Source organism: Halorubrum ezzemoulense (genome assembly GCF_004126515.1).
In the GTDB taxonomy this organism is placed as follows: Archaea; Halobacteriota; Halobacteria; order Halobacteriales; family Haloferacaceae; genus Halorubrum; species Halorubrum ezzemoulense.
Genome location: NZ_CP034940.1, coordinates 1,081,321 through 1,103,216 on the forward strand (window position 1 = coordinate 1,081,321; position 21,896 = coordinate 1,103,216).

At 69.1% G+C, this 21,896-nt stretch carries 18 protein-coding genes and 1 tRNA gene; 10 read left to right on the plus strand and 9 right to left on the minus strand.

The annotated features are described in order from the left end of the window. Positions 1-52 precede the first annotated feature (52 nt). Complete coding sequence (locus tag EO776_RS05375; RefSeq protein ID WP_094520928.1) at positions 53-973, minus strand: NAD(P)/FAD-dependent oxidoreductase; 921 nt, start codon at positions 971-973, stop codon at positions 53-55. Positions 974-1,329: 356 nt separating this feature from the next. Then, complete coding sequence (gene lonB, locus EO776_RS05380) at positions 1,330-3,555, minus strand: ATP-dependent protease LonB (RefSeq protein ID WP_049932787.1); 2,226 nt, start codon at positions 3,553-3,555, stop codon at positions 1,330-1,332. Positions 3,556-3,725: 170 nt separating this feature from the next. Here lonB and EO776_RS05385 point away from each other — a divergent pair, with 170 nt between their 5' ends. Together EO776_RS05385 and EO776_RS05390 are read left to right on the plus strand one after the other, a co-directional pair. Next, the gene (locus EO776_RS05385) at positions 3,726-4,256 is read left to right on the plus strand and encodes a nicotinamide-nucleotide adenylyltransferase (protein ID WP_086216397.1); all 531 of its coding nucleotides are present in this window, start codon (positions 3,726-3,728) and stop codon (positions 4,254-4,256) included. Between the two features lie 180 nt (positions 4,257-4,436). After that, positions 4,437-5,348: an SAM hydrolase/SAM-dependent halogenase family protein gene (locus EO776_RS05390; RefSeq protein ID WP_094520929.1), complete on the plus strand. Its 912-nt coding sequence runs from the start codon at positions 4,437-4,439 to the stop codon at positions 5,346-5,348. 14 nt (positions 5,349-5,362) lie between these two features. Here the strand turns inward: EO776_RS05390 and EO776_RS05395 are convergent, their stop codons facing one another. Continuing rightward, a complete protein-coding gene (locus tag EO776_RS05395) occupies positions 5,363-5,851 on the minus strand; it encodes a DUF5793 family protein (protein ID WP_049932784.1) in 489 nt (162 codons plus the stop codon). A gap of 199 nt (positions 5,852-6,050) precedes the next feature. Here EO776_RS05395 and EO776_RS05400 point away from each other — a divergent pair, with 199 nt between their 5' ends. From EO776_RS05400 to EO776_RS05415, 4 genes are read left to right on the plus strand one after another with little or no spacing between them, the layout of a single operon-like run. After that, entirely contained in the window at positions 6,051-7,799 is a 1,749-nt protein-coding gene (locus EO776_RS05400; protein WP_086219173.1) for a type II/IV secretion system ATPase subunit, read from the plus strand. After that, positions 7,796-10,003: a type II secretion system F family protein gene (locus EO776_RS05405; protein WP_094520930.1), complete on the plus strand. Its 2,208-nt coding sequence runs from the start codon at positions 7,796-7,798 to the stop codon at positions 10,001-10,003. The genes EO776_RS05400 and EO776_RS05405 overlap by 4 nt, the downstream gene beginning before the upstream one ends. 42 nt (positions 10,004-10,045) lie before the next feature. After that, positions 10,046-10,696: a class I SAM-dependent methyltransferase gene (locus EO776_RS05410; protein WP_049932778.1), complete on the plus strand. Its 651-nt coding sequence runs from the start codon at positions 10,046-10,048 to the stop codon at positions 10,694-10,696. Between the two features lie 60 nt (positions 10,697-10,756). After that, the gene (locus EO776_RS05415; protein ID WP_094520931.1) at positions 10,757-13,195 is read left to right on the plus strand and encodes a methyl-accepting chemotaxis protein; all 2,439 of its coding nucleotides are present in this window, start codon (positions 10,757-10,759) and stop codon (positions 13,193-13,195) included. 101 nt (positions 13,196-13,296) lie between these two features. On the opposite strand, the gene EO776_RS05420 is transcribed toward EO776_RS05415, so the two are convergent. Both EO776_RS05420 and EO776_RS05425 read right to left on the minus strand, forming a co-directional pair. After that, positions 13,297-13,581, minus strand: a complete 285-nt coding sequence (locus tag EO776_RS05420; RefSeq protein ID WP_049897570.1) for a hypothetical protein — start codon at positions 13,579-13,581, stop codon at positions 13,297-13,299. Between the two features lie 13 nt (positions 13,582-13,594). After that, positions 13,595-14,119, minus strand: coding sequence for a DoxX family protein (locus tag EO776_RS05425; protein ID WP_049932775.1), 525 nt, complete (start codon positions 14,117-14,119; stop codon positions 13,595-13,597). A 228-nt stretch (positions 14,120-14,347) separates the two neighbouring features. Here EO776_RS05425 and EO776_RS05430 point away from each other — a divergent pair. Further along, positions 14,348-14,418, plus strand: a tRNA-Gly gene (locus tag EO776_RS05430). 281 nt (positions 14,419-14,699) lie between these two features. Beyond that, complete coding sequence (locus EO776_RS05435) at positions 14,700-15,212, plus strand: GrpB family protein (RefSeq protein ID WP_094520932.1); 513 nt, start codon at positions 14,700-14,702, stop codon at positions 15,210-15,212. 180 nt (positions 15,213-15,392) lie between these two features. Here EO776_RS05435 and EO776_RS05440 read toward each other — a convergent pair whose 3' ends face one another. Then, positions 15,393-16,472, minus strand: a complete 1,080-nt coding sequence (locus tag EO776_RS05440; protein WP_094520933.1) for an NAD(P)/FAD-dependent oxidoreductase — start codon at positions 16,470-16,472, stop codon at positions 15,393-15,395. A 207-nt stretch (positions 16,473-16,679) separates the two neighbouring features. On the opposite strand from EO776_RS05440, the gene EO776_RS05445 reads away from it, so the two are divergent. Next, complete coding sequence (locus EO776_RS05445; protein WP_049933489.1) at positions 16,680-16,997, plus strand: hypothetical protein; 318 nt, start codon at positions 16,680-16,682, stop codon at positions 16,995-16,997. Between the two features lie 143 nt (positions 16,998-17,140). Next, positions 17,141-19,360, plus strand: a complete 2,220-nt coding sequence (locus EO776_RS05450; protein ID WP_099288857.1) for a prolyl oligopeptidase family serine peptidase — start codon at positions 17,141-17,143, stop codon at positions 19,358-19,360. 1 nt (position 19,361) lies between these two features. Here the strand turns inward: EO776_RS05450 and EO776_RS05455 are convergent, their stop codons facing one another. From EO776_RS05455 to msrA, 3 genes are all read right to left on the minus strand, one after another. Continuing rightward, the gene (locus tag EO776_RS05455) at positions 19,362-20,042 is read right to left on the minus strand and encodes a metallophosphoesterase family protein (RefSeq protein ID WP_094520935.1); all 681 of its coding nucleotides are present in this window, start codon (positions 20,040-20,042) and stop codon (positions 19,362-19,364) included. 501 nt (positions 20,043-20,543) lie between these two features. Then, the gene (locus EO776_RS05460; protein WP_094520936.1) at positions 20,544-21,128 is read right to left on the minus strand and encodes a type IV pilin; all 585 of its coding nucleotides are present in this window, start codon (positions 21,126-21,128) and stop codon (positions 20,544-20,546) included. 160 nt (positions 21,129-21,288) lie between these two features. Next, entirely contained in the window at positions 21,289-21,828 is a 540-nt protein-coding gene (gene msrA / locus EO776_RS05465) for a peptide-methionine (S)-S-oxide reductase MsrA (protein ID WP_049930066.1), read from the minus strand. Positions 21,829-21,896: the final 68 nt, after the last annotated feature.

Here is a 21,896-nt window from a genome sequence, read left to right on the forward strand (position 1 = left end):
CCCGGACCCGCGCGCCGCTTTCGCGCTTCGCGCGCGTCAGCGGTCGGACCGGTCAGGCCGGCTGCGAGTCCAGCTTCTTGTAATCGATGTAGTCCGCCCCGCGGAGCTCCTCGAGCAGATTGATGGCCGCTCGGGCTCCCTCTCCGACGGAGGTCGCGATCTGTTGGTGGCCGCCGGTAACGTCGCCCGCGGCGTACACCCGGTCCACCGGCGTCGACTGCGCCTCGTCGGTGACGATGTCGTCTCCCTCGACGGGGACGCCGAGCATCTCCGCGAGGTCGGTGCCGCCGGCGGTGCCCAGCGCGACGAACAGCCCGTCGACCGGGATCTCGTCGCCCTCTCGGGTGACGACGGCTTCGAGGACCTCCTCGCCGGCGAGCCGATCGAGGTCGTCGGTGACCACCGGGATCCCCGCGTCGGCGACCCGGTCCCGCAAGCCGTCGTCCGCCTCGAACGCCGACCCGTTGGTGAGGATCCGGACGTCGTCGGTGTAGTCGAGCAGCATCAACGCCTCGGTCGCGGCGTAGTTGTCGTCGCCGACGACAGCGACGGGGCTGTCGCGGTAAAAGTACGCGTCGCATTCGACGCAGTAGGAGACGCCGTGGCCCTCGTACGCCTCGACGCCCGCGATGGCCGGCCGTTCGTAGTCCGCGCCCGTCGCGATGATAACCCCGTCGACGACGTACTCGTCGACGGTCGTCTCGACGCGGTAGCGGTCGCCGTCCGGCTCGATCCGAACGACCTCCTCCTCGACGATCTCGGCGCCGTACTTCCGCGCGTGCTCTCGCCCCAGATCGACGAGCTCCGGGCCCGTGACCCCGTCCGGGAACCCGTAGACGTTCTCCATCGTGTCCACGTCACGGGTGGTCCCGCCCCCGTCGTCGAACACGAGCGTTCGCCTGTCCGCCCGAGCGGTGTAGATGGCGGCGTTCAGTCCGGTCGGTCCCCCGCCGACGATCGCGATCCCTGACATCTGTATTGCGTAGTATGTGCTATACTAACTTATTAATTCCGCCCGCTGATTCACTCGGAGTGGTCGGCGTCCCCTCCGAGATATCGACCGAAACGCGCTCATGTGGCTATAGCCGGGGTTGAAATCGTATCGATCGCCGCGAAATACGTCTTGTCCCCGTCGGTGGATCGTTTGTTTGGCGCATCGATATTGTGTATATTCTACAAAACACGGGCGGCGGAGACAACCTCGCTCGATAAGCGACCGAGACCGGACTCGGCGGGCGGCACTCGAATCGCGGGCGAAGACCGCGGTGCGGCGGCTCGCCGGAACGAAAGCGAGGACAGAAGAAATTGGACCGCGGGGCGCGGAGCCGCCTACTGCGGGCTCGGGTTGGACGGGCCGGAGACGTTGCCGTCCTTCAGCGCGGAGCCCGTAATCGACTTCAGCCGGGAGACGAGCGAATCCTTCTCGGCCTCGCCCTCGAGGGCGATGTCGAGGACCTCGCTGATGTGCGAGACCGGGATGACCTCGATCATCTCCTCGTACTCGTCTTCGATCATCACGTCCTGCTCGTTGGCTGCGGGGATGATCACCCGGTCGCAGCCGGCCTTCGCGGCCGCCTCGATCTTGTGGGTGACCCCGCCGACGGGGAGCACGTCGCCGCGGACCGACAGCGAGCCGGTCATCGCGAGGCTCTGGTCCACGCCGACGTTCTCCAGCGCGGAGATGACAGCGGTCGCGACCGTGATGGACGCGGAGTCGCCGTCGACCCCCTGCTGCCCCGTCTGGATGAACTGGATGTGGATGTCCTTCTCCGAGATGTTCTCGTCGGAGAACTTCTTAATGATCGCCGAGACGTTCTGGACCGACTCCTCGGCCATCTCCTTGAGCTGGCCGGTGGCGATCACCTGCCCGCCGCCCTGGGTCGGCGTCACCTCGGCCATCACCGGGAGCATGATCCCGGAGTCTTCGCCCATCACCGCGAGGCCGTTGACGCGGCCGGCGACGTAGCCGTCGGAGACCTGGAGCTCGTAGTCCTTGCGGCGCTCGATGTAGTCGTCGGCGAGCTGCTGCTCGATGGAGCGCGAGCGCCCCTTCGCCTGAAGGACGTGTTCGCGGGTGGTCATCTCGGCGTCCTCGCCCCGGGCGATGTCGCCCGCGACGCGGACCATCCCGCCGAGGTTCCGCATCTTCAGCGTGAGGTGGCCCTTGCGGCCGGAACGGCGCTTGGCCTCGAGGATGATCTCCTCGACGGCCTCCGCCGAGAACTCGGGCAGGCGGCCGTCCTTCGCGACCTCTTGGGCGATGAACCGGACGTACTTCCGGCGCATCTCCGGGGTGTCCTCGATGGTGTCCTCCATGTACACCTCGTAACCGTACCCCTTGATCCGGGAGCGCAGCGCCGGGTGCATGTTCTCCATCGCGTCGAGGTTCCCGGCCGCGATCATGACGAAGTCGGTCGGGACGGGCTCGGTCTGGACCATCGCGCCCGAGGAGCGCTCGGACTGGCCCGTGATCGAGAACTCTCCCTCCTGGATCGCCGTCATGAGGTGCTGCTGGCTGCGGATGTCGAGCGTGTTGATCTCGTCGATGAACAGCACACCCTTGTTCGCCTTGTGGATGGCGCCCGCCTCGACGCGGTCGTGGCTGGGCGTCTCCATCCCGCCGGACTGGAACGGGTCGTGTCGCACGTCGCCGAGCAGCGCGCCGGCGTGCGCGCCGGTCGCGTCGCGGAACGGCGCGGTCTTCGTGTCGCCGTTGTTCACCAGCAGGTTCGGGATCATCGCATCCGAACCGCGGTTGAGGTAGCGGAAGACGAGGTACACCACGCCGGCCGCGATGATGCCGACGAGGATCTGGCCGACGATGATGAGCGCGTAGCCCAGTACGACGGCGATGATGATCCACATCAGGAGCGACCGCATCTGGTTGCGCTTGCGCGCCTCCTCGCGGTGCGCCTCGACGATCTGGTCGCCCTTACCGGCCGGCACCGTCCGGACCTTCGGCTTGTTGCCGTCCTCGGGGTTGTGGTACACCAGCACGTCCTGAAGCTCCTCTTTGGGGAGGAGCTCGGACATCGCCTTCGCGAGCATCGACTTCCCCGTCCCGGGGGAGCCGATCATCATCACGTGGCGCCGCTGCTTCGCCGCCTTGATGATCACGTCGCGGGCGTGTTCCTGCCCGATGACCTGGTCGACGAGCCGGTCCGGGATCTCCAGTTCGGCCGTCGTGTCTATCTTGAGCCCGCCGAGGAGGTCGTCCTCGTCGGGGTCCTCTTCGATCTCGGCGCCCTCGACCTCGACGGTGCTGCCGAGCTCGTCGATCCCGCCGTCGTCGGCCGGATCGGCGGCGTCGCCGTTCCGACCCTCGTCGAACCCGTCGTCGTCCACGATGACCCCGTCGTCCCAGGGGTCGTCGTCGGAGTCCGCGGCCGGGTCCTCGTCGACGCCGGACTCGTTCGCCGGGCCGTCGTCGGGCTCGGGGTCGCCGGGCGTGGCGTCCTCGCCGTTCCCCGCCGGACTCGAGTCGTCGACGCCGCCGTGGGGCGGTTCGTCGGGGTCGTCGGCCGTCGGGTCGTTCGTGTCCTTCTCGTTGCTCATAGAATCGGGTGTCGCTATCGAAAAGGACGGGTCGGTTACTGATATACTTTCTCCCCCCGGAGGGGTAGCCCCGGGGGCAGTAAACACCGCTTTCAAGCCGTATATCGACCGATCACGCCCCGCGAGCGTTCCCACGGGGTTTATAAATGACGCCGACGGTACGTAGACTCATGCGGGGGTTCTACATCGGCCGGTATCAGCCGTTCCACCACGGCCACCGGCACATGGTGGAAGAGATCGCGGCGGAGGTCGACGAGCTCGTCTTGGGGATCGGCTCCGCCGGCGACTCTCACACCACGCGGAACCCATTCACCGCCGGCGAGCGCGTGATGATGGTGACGAAGGCGGTCGAGGAGCTCGACGCCACCACCTACGTCGTCCCGATCGAGGACCTCGACCGGAACTCCGTGTGGGTGAGCCACGTCCAGAGCATGACCCCGCGCTTCGACGTGGCCTACTCGAACAACCCGCTCGTGGTCCGCCTGTTCGAGGAGGCGGGCGTCGAGGTGCGCCAGTCGCCGATGTTCCGCCGCGACGTGCTGGAGGGGACCGAACTCCGCGAGCGCATGATCCGCGGCCGGGAGTGGGCCGACCTCGTCCCCGACCCCGTCGTCGACGTGATCCGCGAAGTCGACGGCGTCGAGCGCATCCGCCGGATCGCGGAGACGGACTCGAACGGCGGCGAGCCGTCCGACCTGTAGCGCGGCGATCCGTGTAAAGAGGGCTGACCGCCTCGGACCGCCGATCGCGGACCGACCGCCGATCGCTTCGAAGCCTCGGCGCCGACTCCGACGCTCCGGCCGCCTGCTCGTGGACAGATACGGAGACCGGCGACGACGACGCCCGTTCCATTTAACCCCGCGCCGCACGCGGGTTCCGGTATGATCACGCTCACCTCGGACTTTGGGTCGCCGTACCCCGCCGCGATGAAGGGAGTGATTCGCCGGCACACTGACGCCGAGCTGATCGATGTTGCGCACGATCTGCCGCGCGGGGACCCCCGGGCCGCCGCGTTCTGGCTCCGGTTCGTCCTCCCGGAGTTCCCGCCGGCGGTCCACTGCGCCGTCGTCGACCCTGGCGTCGGCACCGACCGGGACGCCCTCGTCGTCCGGGCCGGCGCGCACGTCATCGTCGCGCCCGACAACGGGCTCGCGATGCCGCCGGCCCGCGCGCTGGCGGCCGGCGAGTCGGATGTCGAGGTCTGGTCCATCGCGGTCGACGACCCCGCGAGCGAGACGTTCCACGGCCGCGACGTGTTCGCGCCGACCGCGGCCCGCGTCCGGACGGCGCTCGACGACGAACTGACGGCGTCGGACGGGGAGCCCGCGGTCGACGCGGTCGCCGAAGCGCTCGCGGGGATCGACGACCTCGCGCCCGCGAACGACCCCGTGGACGTCCGCTTTCCCGAGCCGTCGGTCGAACGCGACGCGGGCGAGGCCGAGAAGGACACCGACGCCGAGGACGGCACCGACAGCGAGGACGGTACCGACGACGAGGCCGACACCGGCGACGTGGTCGCCGTTGACGGCGAAGTGCTCGCGATCGACCGGTTCGGCAACGTGATCACCAACGTCCCCGGCGAGCTTGTCCGCGGCCGGGACTGGGTCCGCGTGAACGGCGACCTCACGCCGGTCGCGGAGACGTTCGGCGCCGTCGACCCCGGCGAGCGCCTCGTCACGGTCGGGAGCCACGGCTACGCGGAGTGTGACGTGAACGACGGCCGGGGCGACGGCGCGTTCGACCTCCGACCGGGCGACGCGGTCCGGTTCGTTCCCGACAGCGTCAGCCTCTGAGTCCGAAAAACCGGTTACAGCTCGACGCCGGAGGGAATCAGGCTCTCGCTGCGGAGCAGGTTCCCCTCCTGGTCGTACACGAGGAAGGTGTCCTTGTCGTAGGCGACGAGGCGCTCGCCGTCGACGTCGATCTCGACGCGGTACCGCGCGTCGCCGTCGTCGGTCGCGTCGCGCGCGGCGTGGATGAACGGGAGTACGTCCGTCGCCGTCTCGTTGAGTTCGAGGATGAAGTCGCCCGTGTATCGGTTGGTGACGCCGACGACGCCCTCCGGCTCGTCCGCCTCGTCCAGCGGCTCGCGGAGCCGGAAGGCGACGTCGATCTGGTCGGCCGCGAGCAGGTCGTCGTCCGTCTCGACGATGATGTCCTCGCTTTCGCCCCCCGAGAGTCGCTCGCGGAGGAGATCCTCCGGACCGTGGAAGTCGATCCGCACCAGCGGGGGCGACTGGGAGCCGGCGTCGTTTCCGACGCCCTCGACGGTCAACTCGAAGTAGTCACGCCGCATTTCCTATCGGATGCTTTGCGGTCCGGCCGTATCAACGTAACGGGCGGAGCGGCGGCGCGGAACCGACGATGCTCGGGCGTCCGCGCCGCGCCGGGACCGGATCGGCACTCGGTCGGGACCGCGGCGGCGGACCTCGATGTCGGTCCTGATAATCGTCGGGGGTAGTTTAACTTCCCCCCGCCTCTAGGGCACCGTATCCATGGCGAGCGAGGCCGGCGAGAGCGACCTCGGCGACCGGATCGAGGCCCTCCAGCGGCGGCTCTCCCGGACGTGGGAGCTGCTTCAGGGGTCGACGCTCGATGTCCGGCCGTTCCGCCCGGGCGAGGACGGCCCGCTCGCGTCGTTCGTCGTTCCGGAAGACGAGACCGAAGTCGACCGGTACTGGGTGAACGCGCCGTACGCGTACGTCGTGATCACCTACGACGACGCCGAGAGCGAACACCGCTACTACGCGGTCGAGCCCGAGCTCGACGCGTTCGAGCGCGAGCTCCTCGACCGCGTCGTCGACGACATCCGCGACCCCCTCCTCTACCGCGAGGGGAGCGGCAAGACCGACGAGGAGACGCTCAGGACCGAACTCGAGACGCTGCTGGAGGGGTACGGCGTCGAGGCCGAGATGGACACGTTCCACGCGCTGGTGTACTACCTCTACCGCGACTTCCGCGGCTTCGGGAAGGTCGACCCCCTGCTGAACGACCGCCACATCGAGGACGTCTCCTGTGACGGCTACGACCTCCCGATCTTCGTCTACCACGACGAGTACACCGACATCGAGACGAACGTCTCCTTCGGACAGGAGGCGCTCGACAGCTACGTGATCCGGCTCGCGCAGCAGTCCGGCCGCCACGTCTCGGTCGGCGACCCCATCGTCGAGACGACGCTCCCCGACGGCTCACGCGCGGAGCTGGCGCTCGGCGAGGAGGTGACCCCGCGCGGCTCGGCGTTCACGATCCGCCAGTACGCCGAGGACCCGTTCACCCCCGTCGACCTCGTGGAGTACGGCACGTTCTCCGTCGAGCAGATGGCGTACTTCTGGCTCTGTATCGAGCACAACAAGAGCCTCATCTTCGCGGGCGGCACCGCGTCCGGGAAGACCACCTCGATGAACGCGGTGTCGATGTTCGTCCCGCCGCGGGCGAAGGTGCTCACCATCGAGGACACCCGCGAGCTCTCGCTGTACCACGACAACTGGCTCTCGGCGGTCACCCGCGAGCGCCGGTACGAGGGGACCGACATCGACATGTACGACCTTCTGCGGTCGGCGCTGCGCCACCGCCCCGAGTACATCGTCGTCGGCGAGGTGCGCGGCGAGGAGGCGATCACGCTCTTCCAGGCGATGAACACCGGTCACACCACGTTCTCGACGATGCACGCCGACTCGATCGAGACCGTGATCAACCGGCTGGAGAACGAGCCGATCAACGTGCCGCGCGCGATGGTTCAGTCGCTCGACATGCTGTCGGTCCAGACGCTCACCCGCGCCGACGACGAGCGCGTCCGCCGCGCGAAGACGATCGGCGAGATCGGCGGTATCGACCAGCGCACCGGGGAGCTCGACTACTCCTCGGCGTTCGAGTGGCGGCCGGACTCCGACACGTTCCGGCGCAACGACTCGTCGCTGCTGGAGGAGATCGCCGACGAGCGCGGCTGGTCCCGGTCGGAGCTGCTCCGCGAGGTCCGGCGCCGCGAGCGATTCCTCGAACTCCTCTCCGCGCTCGGCATCGACGACTACCGCACGTTCACCGCCCTCGTCAACGAGTACTACGCCGACGCCGACCGCGTGATGGAGAAGCTCGACGAGCGCGCCGCCGCGGCCGACGGCGTCGACCCCGACGAGTTCGCGGCCGAAGACGCCTCGCCGGGCGGCGGCACCGACCGCGGCCCCGACGCCTCCGACGGCGACGGCGCGCGCGCCGGAGACGCGGGATCCGACGCCACGGACCGATGATCGAGTACCTCCCCCTCGTCGCCGCGGTCGCGGTCTGTCTCGCGCTCGCGCTGCCGCTCGTCGACGACCGGGCCGACCTGTTCGTCACCCGCGTCGCCCTGTCGGCGTTCGGCGACTACGTCGGCGAGAACGAGGCGCGGCGGCAGGCTCAGCGCGACCGAATGCGCGCGGCCCACGTCGCCGGCACGACGCACCGCGTGTACGCCTCGCGGACCCTGTTGTACGCCGCGGTCCTCGGGGTCGCCGGCAGCGTCATCGGCGTGTACGCGGCCGGCGCGCTGCTCGCCGCGCTCGACGTCGGCGAGGCCGCGATCCGCGCGGCGCTCCCGGCGTCGGTCGAGTTCGTCGCGGTCGTCGCGCGGCTCGCCGACCTCGGGCTCGGTCGGCTGTTCGTCCTGCTCGCGGTCGTCTCCGCGACGGTCGGCTCCGGCCTCGCGCTCGGCGCCTACCTCGCTCGGTGGCAGTTGCTCGACCAGCGCGCCGCCGCGCGGGCGGCGGAGATCGACGCCACGCTGCCGCGGACGGTCGCGTTCATGTACGCGCTCTCGCGCTCCGGGATGGCGTTTCCCCGGGTGATGGACACGCTCGCGGAGAACGAGGAGGTGTACGGCGAGGCCGCCGCCGAGCTGTCGGTCGCGGTCCGCGACATGAACGCCTTCGGAACCGACGCGCTCACCGCGCTCCAGCGCATCTCCCGGCGGACGCCGAGCGACGACCTGGCCGACTTCTCGGAGAACCTCGCGTCCGTCCTCGGCACCGGGCAGTCGGTGTCGGAGTTCCTCAACGACCAGTACGAGCGCTATCAGGCGGAGGCGGAGGCGAAACAGGAGCAGTACCTCGAACTGCTCTCGACGTTCGCCGAGGCGTACGTGACGGCGCTGGTCGCGGGCCCGCTGTTTTTCATCACCATCCTCGTCGTCATCGGGCTCGTCTTACAGGACACCCTCCCGCTCCTCCGCGTCGTCGTCTACCTCGGCGTGCCGCTCGCCACCTTCGGCTTCGTCGTCTACGTCGACAGCGTGACGCAGGGCGTCGGCGGCACCGAGACCGTCGCGGAGTCGTCGCTCGCGGACCCGGACACCCCCTCGGTCACGGGCGTGCGCCACGCCACGGACGAGCCCGGCGACCGGGGCGACTCGCCGCGGTTCGACGGGGGAGCGGCCGCCGAGAGCGGCGCGGGCGGTTCCGGGGCGGACGGCGCCGGCGCGGGCGGTACCGGAGCGGACCGCTGGGCGGCGAGCCGGGAGCGGCTCCGCGTGTACGACCGCCTCCGGAGCGTGCGGCGGCTGGTCGCGTCGCCGGTCGAGACGGTGCTCGCCTCGCCGCGAACGGTGCTCCTCGCCGTCGTCCCGGCCGCGGTCGTCGGGCTGCTCGTCTTCGCGTTCCCGGTCACGCTCGGGACGCCCATGGAGATGATCGACCAGGTCGACGGCCCGCTCGTCGTCGCGACCGCCCTCGTCCTCGCGGCGTACGCGGTCGCCTACGAGTTCGGCAAGCGCCGCGTCCGCCGCGTCGAGTCCGCGGTGCCGGACTTCCTCGACCGGCTCGCCAGCGTCAACGAGGCGGGCACCGACGTGGTCGGCAGCGTCCGCCGCGTCGCCGACTCGAACCTGGAAGCCCTGACGGAGGACCTCCGCCGGACGCGCCGAGACATCGACTGGGGGGCGGACGTCTCCACGGCGCTGCGCCGGCTGGAGCGACGGGTCCGGTCGCCGATGACCTCCCGGGCGGTCGCGCTCGTCACCAACGCGATTCAGGCGAGCGGGGACGTGGGTCCCGTCCTCCGGATCGCGGCCGACGAATCGCGCGCGACGTGGGCGCTCCGGCGCGAACGCCGACAAGTGATGTTAACATATCTCATTGTCATCTACATCTCCTTCCTCGTCTTCCTCGGGATCATCGCGGCGCTGTCGGTGTCGTTCATCCCGGCCATCGAGGCGGCGGGCGTCCCGGGGACGGGCGGCGGACTCCCCGACACCGGGAGCGGGGTCTCCGGCGGACCCGGCGGGATCACGGACGGGATCGGCGACATCGACGTGGCGGTCTACAAGCAGCTGTTCTTCCACGCCGCGTCGATCCAGGCGGTCTGCTCCGGGCTCGTCGCCGGACAGCTCGGAGAGGGGTCGGTCCGCGACGGCGTGAAACACGTCGTGGTGTTGCTCGCGCTCACGCTCGTCGCGTTCGCCGCGATCGGGGCGGTGTGAGGCGTCCGGTCGACATATCCCCGTCGCGGCCGAGAAGCCGGTATGGACCCGCAGCCGACCGGCGATCCGCAGTCGACGTACGACCGCATCGCGACCCACTTCTCGAAGACGCGGCAGTACGCGTGGCCCGAGGTGGAGTCGTTCTTAGAGGGTCGGTCGGGGGGGCTCGCGCTCGACGTCGGCTGCGGCAACGGCCGCCACACGGAGGCGCTCGCGGCGCGCACCGAGACCGCGGTCGGCCTCGACCTCAGCCGCGGGCTGCTCGCCGAGGCGACGGCCCGCGCCCGCGACCGGGGGTTCGCCGACGCGACCGCGTTCGTCCACGGCGACGCGACGGCGCTCCCGGTCCGCGACGGCGCGGTCGACCTCGCCGTCTACGTCGCCACGCTCCACCACCTCTCGCCGCGGAGCGCCCGCGTCGAGAGCCTGAACGAGCTGGCGCGCGTCCTCGCGCCCGGCGGCGTCGCGCTCGTCAGCGCGTGGAGCACGGCCCACGACCGGTTCGACCGCGACGAGGGGTTCGACACGACCGTCGACTGGACGCTGCCGGGCGGCGAGACGGTGCCTCGGTACTATCACATCTACTCGCCCGCGGAGTTCGAGACGGATCTCGGCGAGAGCGCTCTCGAAACGCGTCGAACGGAGCTATCCAGTGGGAACTGTTACGCGGAAGTCGAGCCGGAACGCCCCTGATTATCACAGACAATATCGACGGGGGTGGATTAAAGGGTCCCTGCCGACCGCCTGCTGGTAATGGCCGACACCTTCCTCGAACGGGTCCTGCGTCGGGTCGCGCCCGACGCGGTGGCCCGGAGTTACCTCGCGAAGTTCCTCGTCGCCCTCGTCGTCGTTGTCCTCGCGATCGGCGCCGTCGGGGCCGTCACGTACGCGGAGACGACCGAGCAGCTCGAGTCGAGCGCCCAGAGCGACTACACGGCCGTCGCGGAGCTGAGCGCCACCGAAGCCGGCAGCTGGACCGCCGACCGGCGCGGGACCGTCGCGGAGGCCGCTGACAACGACATCTACAGCGAGGACTCGGCCGCCGTCGCGGCGTATCTCTCCTCGCATCTGTCTCGGGCGAGCGACGGCGTGCTTGCGTTCCACTACATCGACCCCGAGGACGGCGCGGTACTCGCGTCGACCGACGAGGCGGGCGGGAACGGTGACCGAGCGGAGACGCTCACGAGCCAGCAGTGGTTCGACGACGGGCTCCTGCTCGGCGACACCGTCACCACGACGGCGACGTACGAGGTCGACGGCGAGCGCCGGGTCGCCTACGTGGCCGGGACGCCGAAACGAAAATACGTGGTCATGGAGGTCTCGCTCGGCTCGCTCGTCGGCGACTTCCGGCAACCGACGGACGGCACGTTCACCTCGATCGTCGAGACCGACGGCGAGATCGGCGCGAGCGATCGCGACGGCGTCGCGGGCGAGCGGTACGACGAACCGGTCCGGTCGCAGCTCTTCGACCGACAGAACCCGATCGGGTCCGTCCCGTCGGCGACGCTCGAACTCGCCGACGGCGAGCGGTACTTCGTCGCCTACGCCCCGGTTCCAACCGAGGCCTGGTACGTCGCGGTCCACGTCCCCCTCTCAGAGGCGTACGCGCTCTCGGGGATGATCGGGCGGAACCTGCTCCTCATCGTCGGCGTCGCGGTCGTCGGGCTCGGGCTCATCGGCGTGACGCTCGGCCGGGGGACCGTCGTCGAGCTGAACCAGCTCCGGGCCCGGGCGTCGGCGCTGGCCGACGGCGACCTCGACGTCGACTTCGACACGGCGCGGCGCGACGAGTTCGGCGACCTCGCCGGGTCGTTCGCGACCATGCGCGACTCCCTGCGCGAGCAGATCGAGTCGGCGGAGACGCAGCGCGAGCGTGCCGAGGCGGCGAAGGCGGAGAGCGAGGCGTTCGCCGACCGCCTGGAGTCGCGGGCGGGCGACTTCGGCGAGACATTGGCCTCCTGCGCCGACGGCGACCTCACGGCTCGGCTCGACGCAGAGCCGGACGACCCCGAGGCGCTCCGCGCGATCGCCGCGGAGTTCAACGACGCGATGGACGAGCTGGAGGCCGCGATCGCGGAGGTCGACGCGTTCGCGGTCGAAGTGGCCGACCGGAGCGACGCGGTCACCGACGGCACCGACGAGGCCGCCGCCGCCGGCCGGGAGACGAGCGACGCGGTCGACGAGATATCGGCCGGGGCGGAGCGGCAGAGCCGTCAGCTGGCCGAGGTCGCCGGCGAGATGGAGGACATGTCGGCGACCGTCGAGGAGGTCGCCGCCTCCGCGGACGAGGTCGCGACCACCTCCCGGCAGGCCGACGCGCTCACCGAGGAGGGGCGCGAGGCGGCCGCCGACGCCGTCGACGAGCTCCACGCGATCGAGTCCCGCTCGGAGTCCGCCGCGGAGACGGTCGAGCGGCTCGAGGCCGAGATGGCGGAGGTCGACGCCATCGTCGAGACGATCTCGGAGATCGCCGACCAGACGAACCTGCTCGCGCTCAACGCCTCGATCGAGGCCGCCCGCGCGGGCGAGGCCGGCTCCGGCTTCGCGGTCGTGGCCGAGGAGGTCAAGTCGCTCGCCGAGGAGACCCAGGCGTCCGCCGCGGAGGTGGAGTCGCTGATCGAGAGCCTCCGCGAGCGTACCGACGAGAGCGTCGACGAGATGGCCGCGATCCGCGAGGGCGTCGACGACGGGGTCGACGTCGTGGAGGACGCGGAGGACGCGCTCGCCGAGGTCGCCGACCGCGTGAGCGAGGCCGACGACGGCGTTCAGGAGATCTCCGGCGCGATGGACGCGCAGGCGCAGTCGGTCAACGAGGTGACCGGCGCGGTCGACGACCTCGCGGGCGTGAGCGAACAGACCACCGCCGAGGCGACCACCGTCGCCTCCGCCGCCGAGGAGCAGGCCGCCACGCTCGGCGAGGTGTCCGAACAGGCGCACGACCTCCACGAGCGCGCCAGCGACCTGCGGGAGATGACAGAGGGCTTCGAGGTCGACGCCGAGGCCGGGGACGACGTTGTCGGGGGCGCGGACGGCGATTCGGTCGGCGAACCCGCCGCCGGCAGATCGGGCGAGACGGCGTTCACGTTCGGCGCGGACGAGGAGCCGTCCGACGCCGCCCCCGCCAGCACCGACGGCGGCACCGTTCACGGAACTGGAGAGCCAGGCGAGCCGCACGCCGACGACTCGGCGTAGCCGGAGACGGCTCTCAGCGAACGTTAGAACGAAGGAAAGTGGTCGTCGTCGCCCGCGGCGACGAGCACTACCGGTGACGTCGCGGCCGGGTGCCTCGCTTCTCAGTCAGCCATCGTCTCGTGGCTGACGCCCCGGTCCTCGGGGAGCGGCGCCACGAACCGGTAGGCCGCGTACAGCCCGAGCACCACGAGGCCGGCCAGCACGAAGCCGGTCCGGATCTCCGGGCTGATCAGCGGCATCGCGGTCACCTCGCCCGCCTCGTTGGTTATCGGGGCCGGGGCGAACGGTTTGCCGGTGAACGTCTCGACTAGTCCGAGGACCACGATGCCGAACAGCATCAGTCCCGCGCTCAACGCCCGTGCCGCCTTGTCAATGGTGTCTGTCATAGTGAATCACCTCTTAACCGAGCAGGTACCGCAGCTTGGGGTTCTGCTTGACGAGCGCCGTCTGTTCGAGGAGCGCGTCGAGCCCGTAGTACCGACCGGCCGCGAGCACGATCACGGTCATGAACAGGAACAGGCCCATCAGGTCGCTGTTGACGACGCCGTGACCGAAGCCGGCGTTCCCGACCCAGAACAGGACCATGAAGATGACCCCGCCGAACGCGGCCAACCGGGTGAACGCCCCCGCGATCAGCGCGAGGCCGATGAGCGTCTCGAACAGCGGCACGCCGGGCTCGATGAGCCACGCGAGGTTGTTCCCCATCCAGACGGGGATGCCGCCCAGCGCGGTGCCGGTCATGCCCTTCATGTACGACGGCCCGTAGGTGAACGCGAACCCGTTCTCGATGATCTTGGTGACCCCGGCGTGGAAGAACCACCACCCGGTCACGACGCGCAGGAACGCGATCCAGTAGGTCGCCCACGGTCCCTCTAGGGCGAACTCGACCTCGCCGACCAGCGGATTGCTCGATTGGTATGACATCGGTGTCACCTCACGGATGTACGTTGGGTTGGTACACACATATGTACCGTACAGGGTTCTAAGCGGCTGAAAAGCGTTCTAGAGCGCTGGGACACGTCCGCAGTATCGTGGCTCTTTAAGTATACATACCCGGATCGGCGCCGGGAATCGCGTTCGAGCCCCGTCAGAACACGGAACGCTTATGAAAGTCGTTCCGCCTACGTGTAGATGCGTCATCGACCGACGCGAGCGCCGGTGGTCTAGTGGTAGGACCTGAGCCTTCCAAGCTCATGGCCCGGGTTCAAATCCCGGCCGGCGCATTTCTCGAACGAAGTGAGAGAAATCGCCGCCGGGTTTGAACCCTATCAGTCGCGCGCAGCGAACGGAGTGAGCGAGCACGTCCGATTTCGGTTCAAATCCCGGCCGGCGCACTCCCTTCGGTCGTGCGCCGGCCGTACCCCCGCTCGCTCGCGGGAGTCCCGGCTGGCACATTTTCTGAATCACTTCGTCGCTTAACGGTCGATTCGTTCCGCTCAGCGAGCCCCCGAACGAGGTAAGAGAACGCTGTAAAGGATTTATACTGCGAGGACGAGGCCCGAGTGTGGTCGGACTCGCACGGGGGACCGTCGAAGTCGTGCCGTATCGGGAGTCGTGGAGCGACGCGTACGACGCGGAGGTGGCTCGGTTACGGAGCGCAGTCGGTGATCGCGTCCGTCAGTTCGAACACATCGGCAGTACCGCGGTCGAGGGGATGCCGGCCAAGCCGATACTCGACGTGCTCGCCGTAGTCGACGAATCGACGACCGCGAGCGACCTCGTCCCAGCGCTCGAAACGCACGGCTACGAACGGCGCCCCGATGAGGTGGACGGGCGGGTGTTCCTCGCGAAGGGACCGCCAGAGAATCGTACGTGCTATCTGTCGATCGCCGAAGTCGGAAGCGCGTTCCACCACGAGAAGATCGCGTTCAGGGACGCGCTTCGGAGCGATCCGGAACTCGCCGAGCGGTACGCCTCGTTGAAACGACGGCTCGCGGCACGGTATCCCGAGAACCGACAGCGGTACACCGCCGAGAAGGGCGCGTTCGTGCGAGCCGTCCTCGATCGACGGGACTGACGCGGTCCGCGGTCGAGGTGCCGTCGGCGAGAGACGGGTTAGCGCCGCGTCACCGTCGACGGCCTCTGCCTCGGGGCCGGGGCCGGGAATCAGAGAGGTCGCCGTGTCGACGCGGGCTCGTCCTCGCCGTCGTCCGAGACGGGTCGCGTCGAGCGGACGGAGTCGCGACCTCGCGGCGCCTCAGTCGTCGTCTGCCGCGGGCTGCTCCGCGCCGGCCTCGGCGGTCGCCTCGTCTCGCGGCCCGCCCGCGTGCCCCTCGTGGGCGACGGCGGTCGCCATGAGGTGCGGCGGGATGGCGGGCACCTCGTCCTCGTCGACCGGACCGTCCTGCGCGATATCCTCCGTCGACCGCGGGAATTCGCGGAGCTCCTTATGGACCGCGATACCGGCCTTCGCCCCCTGCCCCATCGCGACGGGCACCTGATTGTGGCCGGGCGTGATGTCGCCCACCGCGAAGACCCCGTCCTCGCTGGTGCGGCCGTGGTCGTCGACGTCGATCTCGCCGCCGTCGGTCAGGTCGCAGCCGAGCGCCTCGGCGAGCGCGGTGTTGTAGTCGGAGCCGTACATCGGGAACCCACCCCGGTACTCGCGGCGGGTGCCGTCCTCGAACTCCATCGCTTCGAGCCAGCCGGAGTCGGGATCGTTCTCGACGCCCGAGATGTCGTCGTGAACGACCTCGACCGGGTGCGCCTCCAGCTGCGCCGCGGTCTCATCGCTCCACGTCGGCTCCGCGCCGCGCGTCAGGAGGTCCACGTCGTCGGTCATGTTCAGCATGATCATCGCGACGTGCGCGGCGGCCTCGCCGTGACCCATCACGTACACCGGCTCGTCGACGAACATGTAGGCGTCACAGTGGAGACACCAGTGGAGCCCCTTCGCGTTCCGCGGGAGCGGCGGCTCCGGGCGCTCGTCGGAGAAGCCCGTCGCGAGGACGACGCGGTCCGCGAGGATCTCGCTGTCGTTCGTGGACAGGCGGAACCGATCGTCGTCGGTGCGCTCGACGTCGGTGACGAAGCCGCGCTCGAAGGTGCCGCCGTACGACTGTACCTGCTCGCGCCCGGTGGCGAGCAGCTCGTTCCCGGACACTTCCTCTGTGACGCCGATCACGTTGTGGGTGTCGGCCATCATCGCGGCGCGGCCGCCGCCGCGGTCGATCAGCACCGTCTCGTGCCCCAGGCGGGCACCGTACAGCGCGGTCGTCAGCCCCGCCGGCCCGCCGCCGACCACCGCGATCTCGTACTCGTCGTCGGACGAACTCATTACCCGTGATACGCGCTCCGCCGGTTTAAATGGCGCCGTGGTGTGCGCGCCCCGCGACCAGCCACCGCTGGCGCGACCGTCCCGCGCTACTCGAAGTGTGCGTCCCGCCGCCGCCCGGAGCGACGCCGTCAGACCGCAGGACTCCGAGGCGGGACGAGGGGAAGGCGGTCCGGACGTTTATGAGGTCGTACCGCGTCTGGCCAGTCAGTGCCCTCTCGCCTCGCCATCGCCGTCGGCCTCCTGATCGTCGGGGCGGCCGCCGACGTCGGAACGACGTACGTCGCGCTCACCGGGAGCGAGTACGTCGAGGGGTCGCCGGTCGGCCGCCTGTTCATCTCCCGGTTCGGCCTCCTCGGCGGGATGCTCCTCACGAAGGCCGTCGGGATGGCGGTCATCGGCGTTCCGGTCGCGGTCGCCGGCGGGACGCGGCGGTTCGTCGCGACGCTGATGTGCGGCGGCGTCGGCGCGCTCTCGCTGGCGGTCGCCGCCCGAAACCTCCTGTTCGTCGCCGGACTGTGGCCGTGACTCCGCGATCGTGGGCGGGGTCGCTTCGTTGGGCGGAGTCGCCTCGCTGAGCCCGGTCGCCTCGCTGACCCCGAAGTGAGCCAACCGGCGGGCGCGGCCGCCGCGACCCCAGCCGTTTTGCGTCACCGGCCACAGGCGAACGTATGTCACGACAGTCCGCTCCGGCGCCGTCCCCGCCGGAGACCAGACGCGAGGTCGTCACGGAGACGCTCCACGGGATCGACGTCGACGACCCGTACCGGTGGCTCGAAGGCGACGACGCGGCGGTCAGCGAGTGGGCCGACGCCCAGAACGACCACGTCGACGCCGCGCTCGACGACGCCCTCCGCGACCGCCTCCGCCCGCGCTTCGCGGACCTCGTCGAGGTGGCCGACTACGGTCCGATCAGCGTTCGCGAGGGCCGGTACTTCGCAACGGTCCGCGAGCCCGGCGCGGACCACGCTCGGCTCGTCGTCCGCGACGCGCCGGACGGCACCGACCGCGTCCTCGTCGACCCGAACGCGTGGGCGGCGAACCGCGACGGCGACCGCCCGCCCCGGTCGATGGCGTGGTACGTCCCCTCCCACGACGGCGAGCGTGTCGCGGTCGGCGTCACCGACGGGGGCGACGAGAACTACGACGTGCGCGTCCTGTCGGTCCCCGATCCGAGCGACTCCGGAGTTGAGTCTCCGGAGGCCGAGGGATACGGCCCGGGCGTCGAGCAGATCGCGTCCCTCCCCGACCGCGGCCGCGTCAACGCCGGGAGCCTCGCGTGGACGGCCGACGACGAGGGGCTCGTCTACGTCGCCACCGGCGGCGCGGCCGACGGCGCGCAGATGGACAAGGAGATCCGCCGGTTCCGGTTCGCGGACGGCCCCGACGCGGAGTCGGTCCTCCTCGAACACGACGACCAGCACGTCTGGCCGCGCGTGACCGTTGACCCGGACTCGGGACTGCTCGCGGTCGCTTTCTCCGAGATGGTGGGCGGCACCGAGTGGTACGTCCGAGTCGACGGCGACCTCCGGCCGGTCCTGACCGACACCGACGCCGAGACCTCCGTCCGGTTCCACGACGGAACGGCGTTCGTCTCGACGGACCACGGCGCACCCCGGCGACGGCTGCTCGCCTGCTCCGTCGACCGCTTCCGCGAGGGGGACCTCTCGTTCGAGGAGTGCCGTGAGGTCCTCCCCGGCGGCGAGGGGATCCTCCAGTCGGTCGTGCCGACCCCGGAGCGCCTCCTCGTCCACCGCCAGCGGGACGCCCACTCGCGGCTCTCTGTCCACGACCGCGACGGGACGCACCTCCGAGACGTCTCGCTGCCGTCGTACTGCTCTGTCACGTGGGTCTCCGGGAACCGCGACGCGCCCGAGGCGTTCTTCGGCCTGACCGGCTTCGACCGCCCGCCGGCGGTTCGGAAACTCGACCTCGCCGACGAATCGCCGGGCGAAGGCGACGGGGTCGGCGAGGGCGGCGACGCGCCCGAACTCGCGTCGGCGGAGGTCGACTCGGTGGACCTCCCCGTTCCCGACGACCTCGTCGTCGAACAGCGGTTCGTCGACTCGACGGACGGCGCCGAGGTGCCGGTGTTCGTCTGCTACCGCGAGGAAGTGAACGTTGAGGGTCCCCGTCCGACCGTGCTGTACGGCTACGGCGGATTCCGCAACAGCATCACGCCCTCGTTCGGCCGGTTCCGGCTCCCGTTCCTCGCCGACGGCGGCGCGTTCGCGGCGGTGTGCGCCCGCGGCGGCTACGAGTACGGCGAGCCCTGGCACGAGGCCGGCATGCTGGAAGACAAACAGCACACCTTCGACGACTTCGTCGCGGCGGGCGAGGCGCTCTGCGAGTCGGGGCTCACCGACGCGGACCACCTCGCGGTCGCCGGCGGGTCGAACGGAGGGCTCTCGGTCGGCGCGGTGGTCACCCAGCGCCCGGATCTGTGGGCGGCCGCGCAGTGCGCGGTCCCGCTGCTGGACATGCTCCGGTTCCACCGGTTCCTGCTCGGCGAGTCGTGGACGACGGAGTACGGTCACCCCGAGGACCCGGAGGCGTTCGAGTATCTCAAGGAGTATTCGCCGTACCACAACGTCGATCCCGACGCGACCTACCCGCCCGTCTACTTCACCACGGCCGCGAGCGACACGCGCGTCCACCCCTCGCACGCCCGGAAGATGACCGCGCGGCTCCAGCACGAGGCCGAGGGCGGCCCCTTCCTCCTGCGGACTAAGTCAGAGACGGGCCACGGCGTCGGCAAGCCCGCCTCGATGGTCGTCGACGAGCAGACCGACTCGTGGGCGTTCCTCTACGAGCGGTTGGACGTGAAGGTCGGGAGCGACGATCGCGGCGTGGGCGGGGAGGCCGCCGGCGATCCCGCCGACGGCGCCTGACTCACTCCCCCTCGTAGAGGCGCTCGGCGGTCAGGTCCGGCAGGTCGGCCTCGCGGACCGCCTCGGCGACGCGGTCGATGTCGTACTCCACGCGATGCGTCTCGACCGCGTCGGCCCCGTCGGCCGTCGTGTCGAGGACCGCGTAGCCCGCCCGCGGGTCGCCGTCGCGGGGCTGGCCGACGCTGCCCGGGTTACAGACGAAGCCGCCGGCCACCTCGCGGACCCCCTGAACGTGGGTGTGGCCGAGGACGATCCCGTCGTACTCCCCCATGTGCCGGTCGAGGGTCGGGAAGTCGTCCGGGTAGACGTAGGCGTCCTCGCGCTCGGCGGCGGGGTGGGAGTGGGCGAGCAGGTACCGGTCGCCCCCGAACGTCTCCGTGCGCGGGAGATCACCGATCCAGTCGCGCTGGTCGGCCGACAGCGACGCCTTCGCGCGTTCGAGCCCCGCCTCCGCCATCCGGTTGGCGCGGTAGCGCTCGGGGGTCTCGACGGTGCGGTCGTGGTTCCCGCGCACTGTCGCGGCCGCGACATCGCGCACGCGCTCGACGCAGTCGGCGGGCCACGGGTTGTAGCCGACCACGTCGCCCGCGCAGTAGATGCGGTCGACCGTCGGCATGTCGTCGAGGACCGTCTCCAGCGCGGGGAGGTTCGCGTGAACGTCCGAGATGAGACCGATCTTCATCGAGACGTGATTCGAATGGCGGGAGGGAATAGGTTGTGGCGAGAGGGGCCATAAGACGAGTGACCGGGGTGTGAGGTTTCGGGAGGCATTTTAATAGGTATCCGCGGTGGCGCGTGCCTGCGAGCGGCCGCCGAAGGCGGCTGCGAGGAGCACGCGCGAGGAGTCGGTGGTCCGAAGCGAAGCGGAGGACCACCGACAGGGCGAGAGCACCGCTCTCGCTTACAACCGGACATCGTCCGGTGACGAGGCTGGGGAGCCGTGAGGTGCGGTGCGGTCGCGGTCGGATGGGACTCGAAGGGGCAGTCGCGAGGCCGCAGTAGGCGACGTAAGCACCGCAGCGAGCGGAGCGAGCGAGGAGCGCAACGAGCGTACTGCGGCCTCGCGACTGGGGCTTCGGTGGTGTTCTCCACCGATTCGCAAACGACCGTTTGGGTCTGTTGAAATCCTCAGCAGGGGATACGTTCTTGGAGTCGTACTGAATACAGAGCGCGTATTCAGCATCTATGGCCTGAACGTATGCTCCGAAATAATCGCATTTGAGGGCTTGTGTACGATAACAACCTCAAGTTCGTCAGCGTCACCATCGCTAAAATCAACCCCCTCATCTCCACTATTTAATCGGAATTGGATCGTGTCACTTGGAGACCATATATTTGAATCGTCAACGACTATTATTTGATCTCCATTGTATTCGGAAGTAAACTGTCCACCTGTTGAATCAACCAAATTATCTCCCTGTATATCATCGTTGTCGATCGAGCGTGGAAAGGGTCCATCACTAGGGAGGTTGACTAATCGTGCCTCCTTGGGAAACTCACTACCAGAGCCAGATACTCGAACAATAATCTCAATCTCCTCAACAGCAATACTGTCACCAGCAACGTGTGTAATCTGGACAACTTGCTCATTCTCCCCACCTCCAGGAATGAGTTCACCAGTTGTATCTCCGACAATCGGAGCGGGTTCAGTAAGATTCTCTGTAATCCCCAAGAAGGCCACAGAGACTGTCGCCGCTAAAATAACGACAATTGCCACCACAAGAATAGTCGAGATAACGGGTGTGACAGCGCGATCCTGCTGGCTCATTGCCATTTCTATGCGCTACTGGCGAATACAGTTACCGGACTTGCTGCTGAATGTATCTCCTGTATCTCGCACGCCGATCCTATCAATGATTAAGGATTTCAACGGAGCCGGCTATTTATCAACGGATGAATAAGGCCTCGGAGGCGTTCCCTACCGGTCCCTACGCTTTGACCTTCTCGCGGAACCGCTCGCGGACCTTCTCAACCTTCGGCTGCGCGTGCATCGTACAGTAGGCGTCGGCCGGGTTCTTCTCGAAGTAGTCCTGGTGTTTCTCCTCGGCGCGGTAGAACGTCTCCAGCGGTTCGACCTCGGTCACGACCTCGTCGTCGTAGCCGCCCTCCTCGTCGAGGGCCGCCACGTACTCCTCCGCGAGCCGCCGCTGCTCGTCGTCGTGAGAGAGCACGATCGAGCGGTACTGGCTCCCAACGTCCGGGCCCTGTCGGTTCAGTTGCGTCGGGTCGTGGACCGTGAAGAACACTTCGAGGATGTCCTCGTAGGAGAGGGCGTCGGCGTCGTACTCGACCTGGACGACCTCCGCGTGGCCGGTGTTGCCGGTACACACCTCGCGGTAGGTCGGGTCGTCCGCGTGGCCGCCGGCGTAGCCGGAGGTGACGCTTTCGATCCCGTCGAGCTGCTTGAACGCCGCCTCGACGCACCAGAAGCAGCCGCCGCCGACCGTCGCCGTCTCGGTCTCTGTCATGGGATCCCGTTGGCGTCGCAGACGTATTAATGACCCGCGGCGTGCGGCGGGTGTGCCGGCTGGCGATC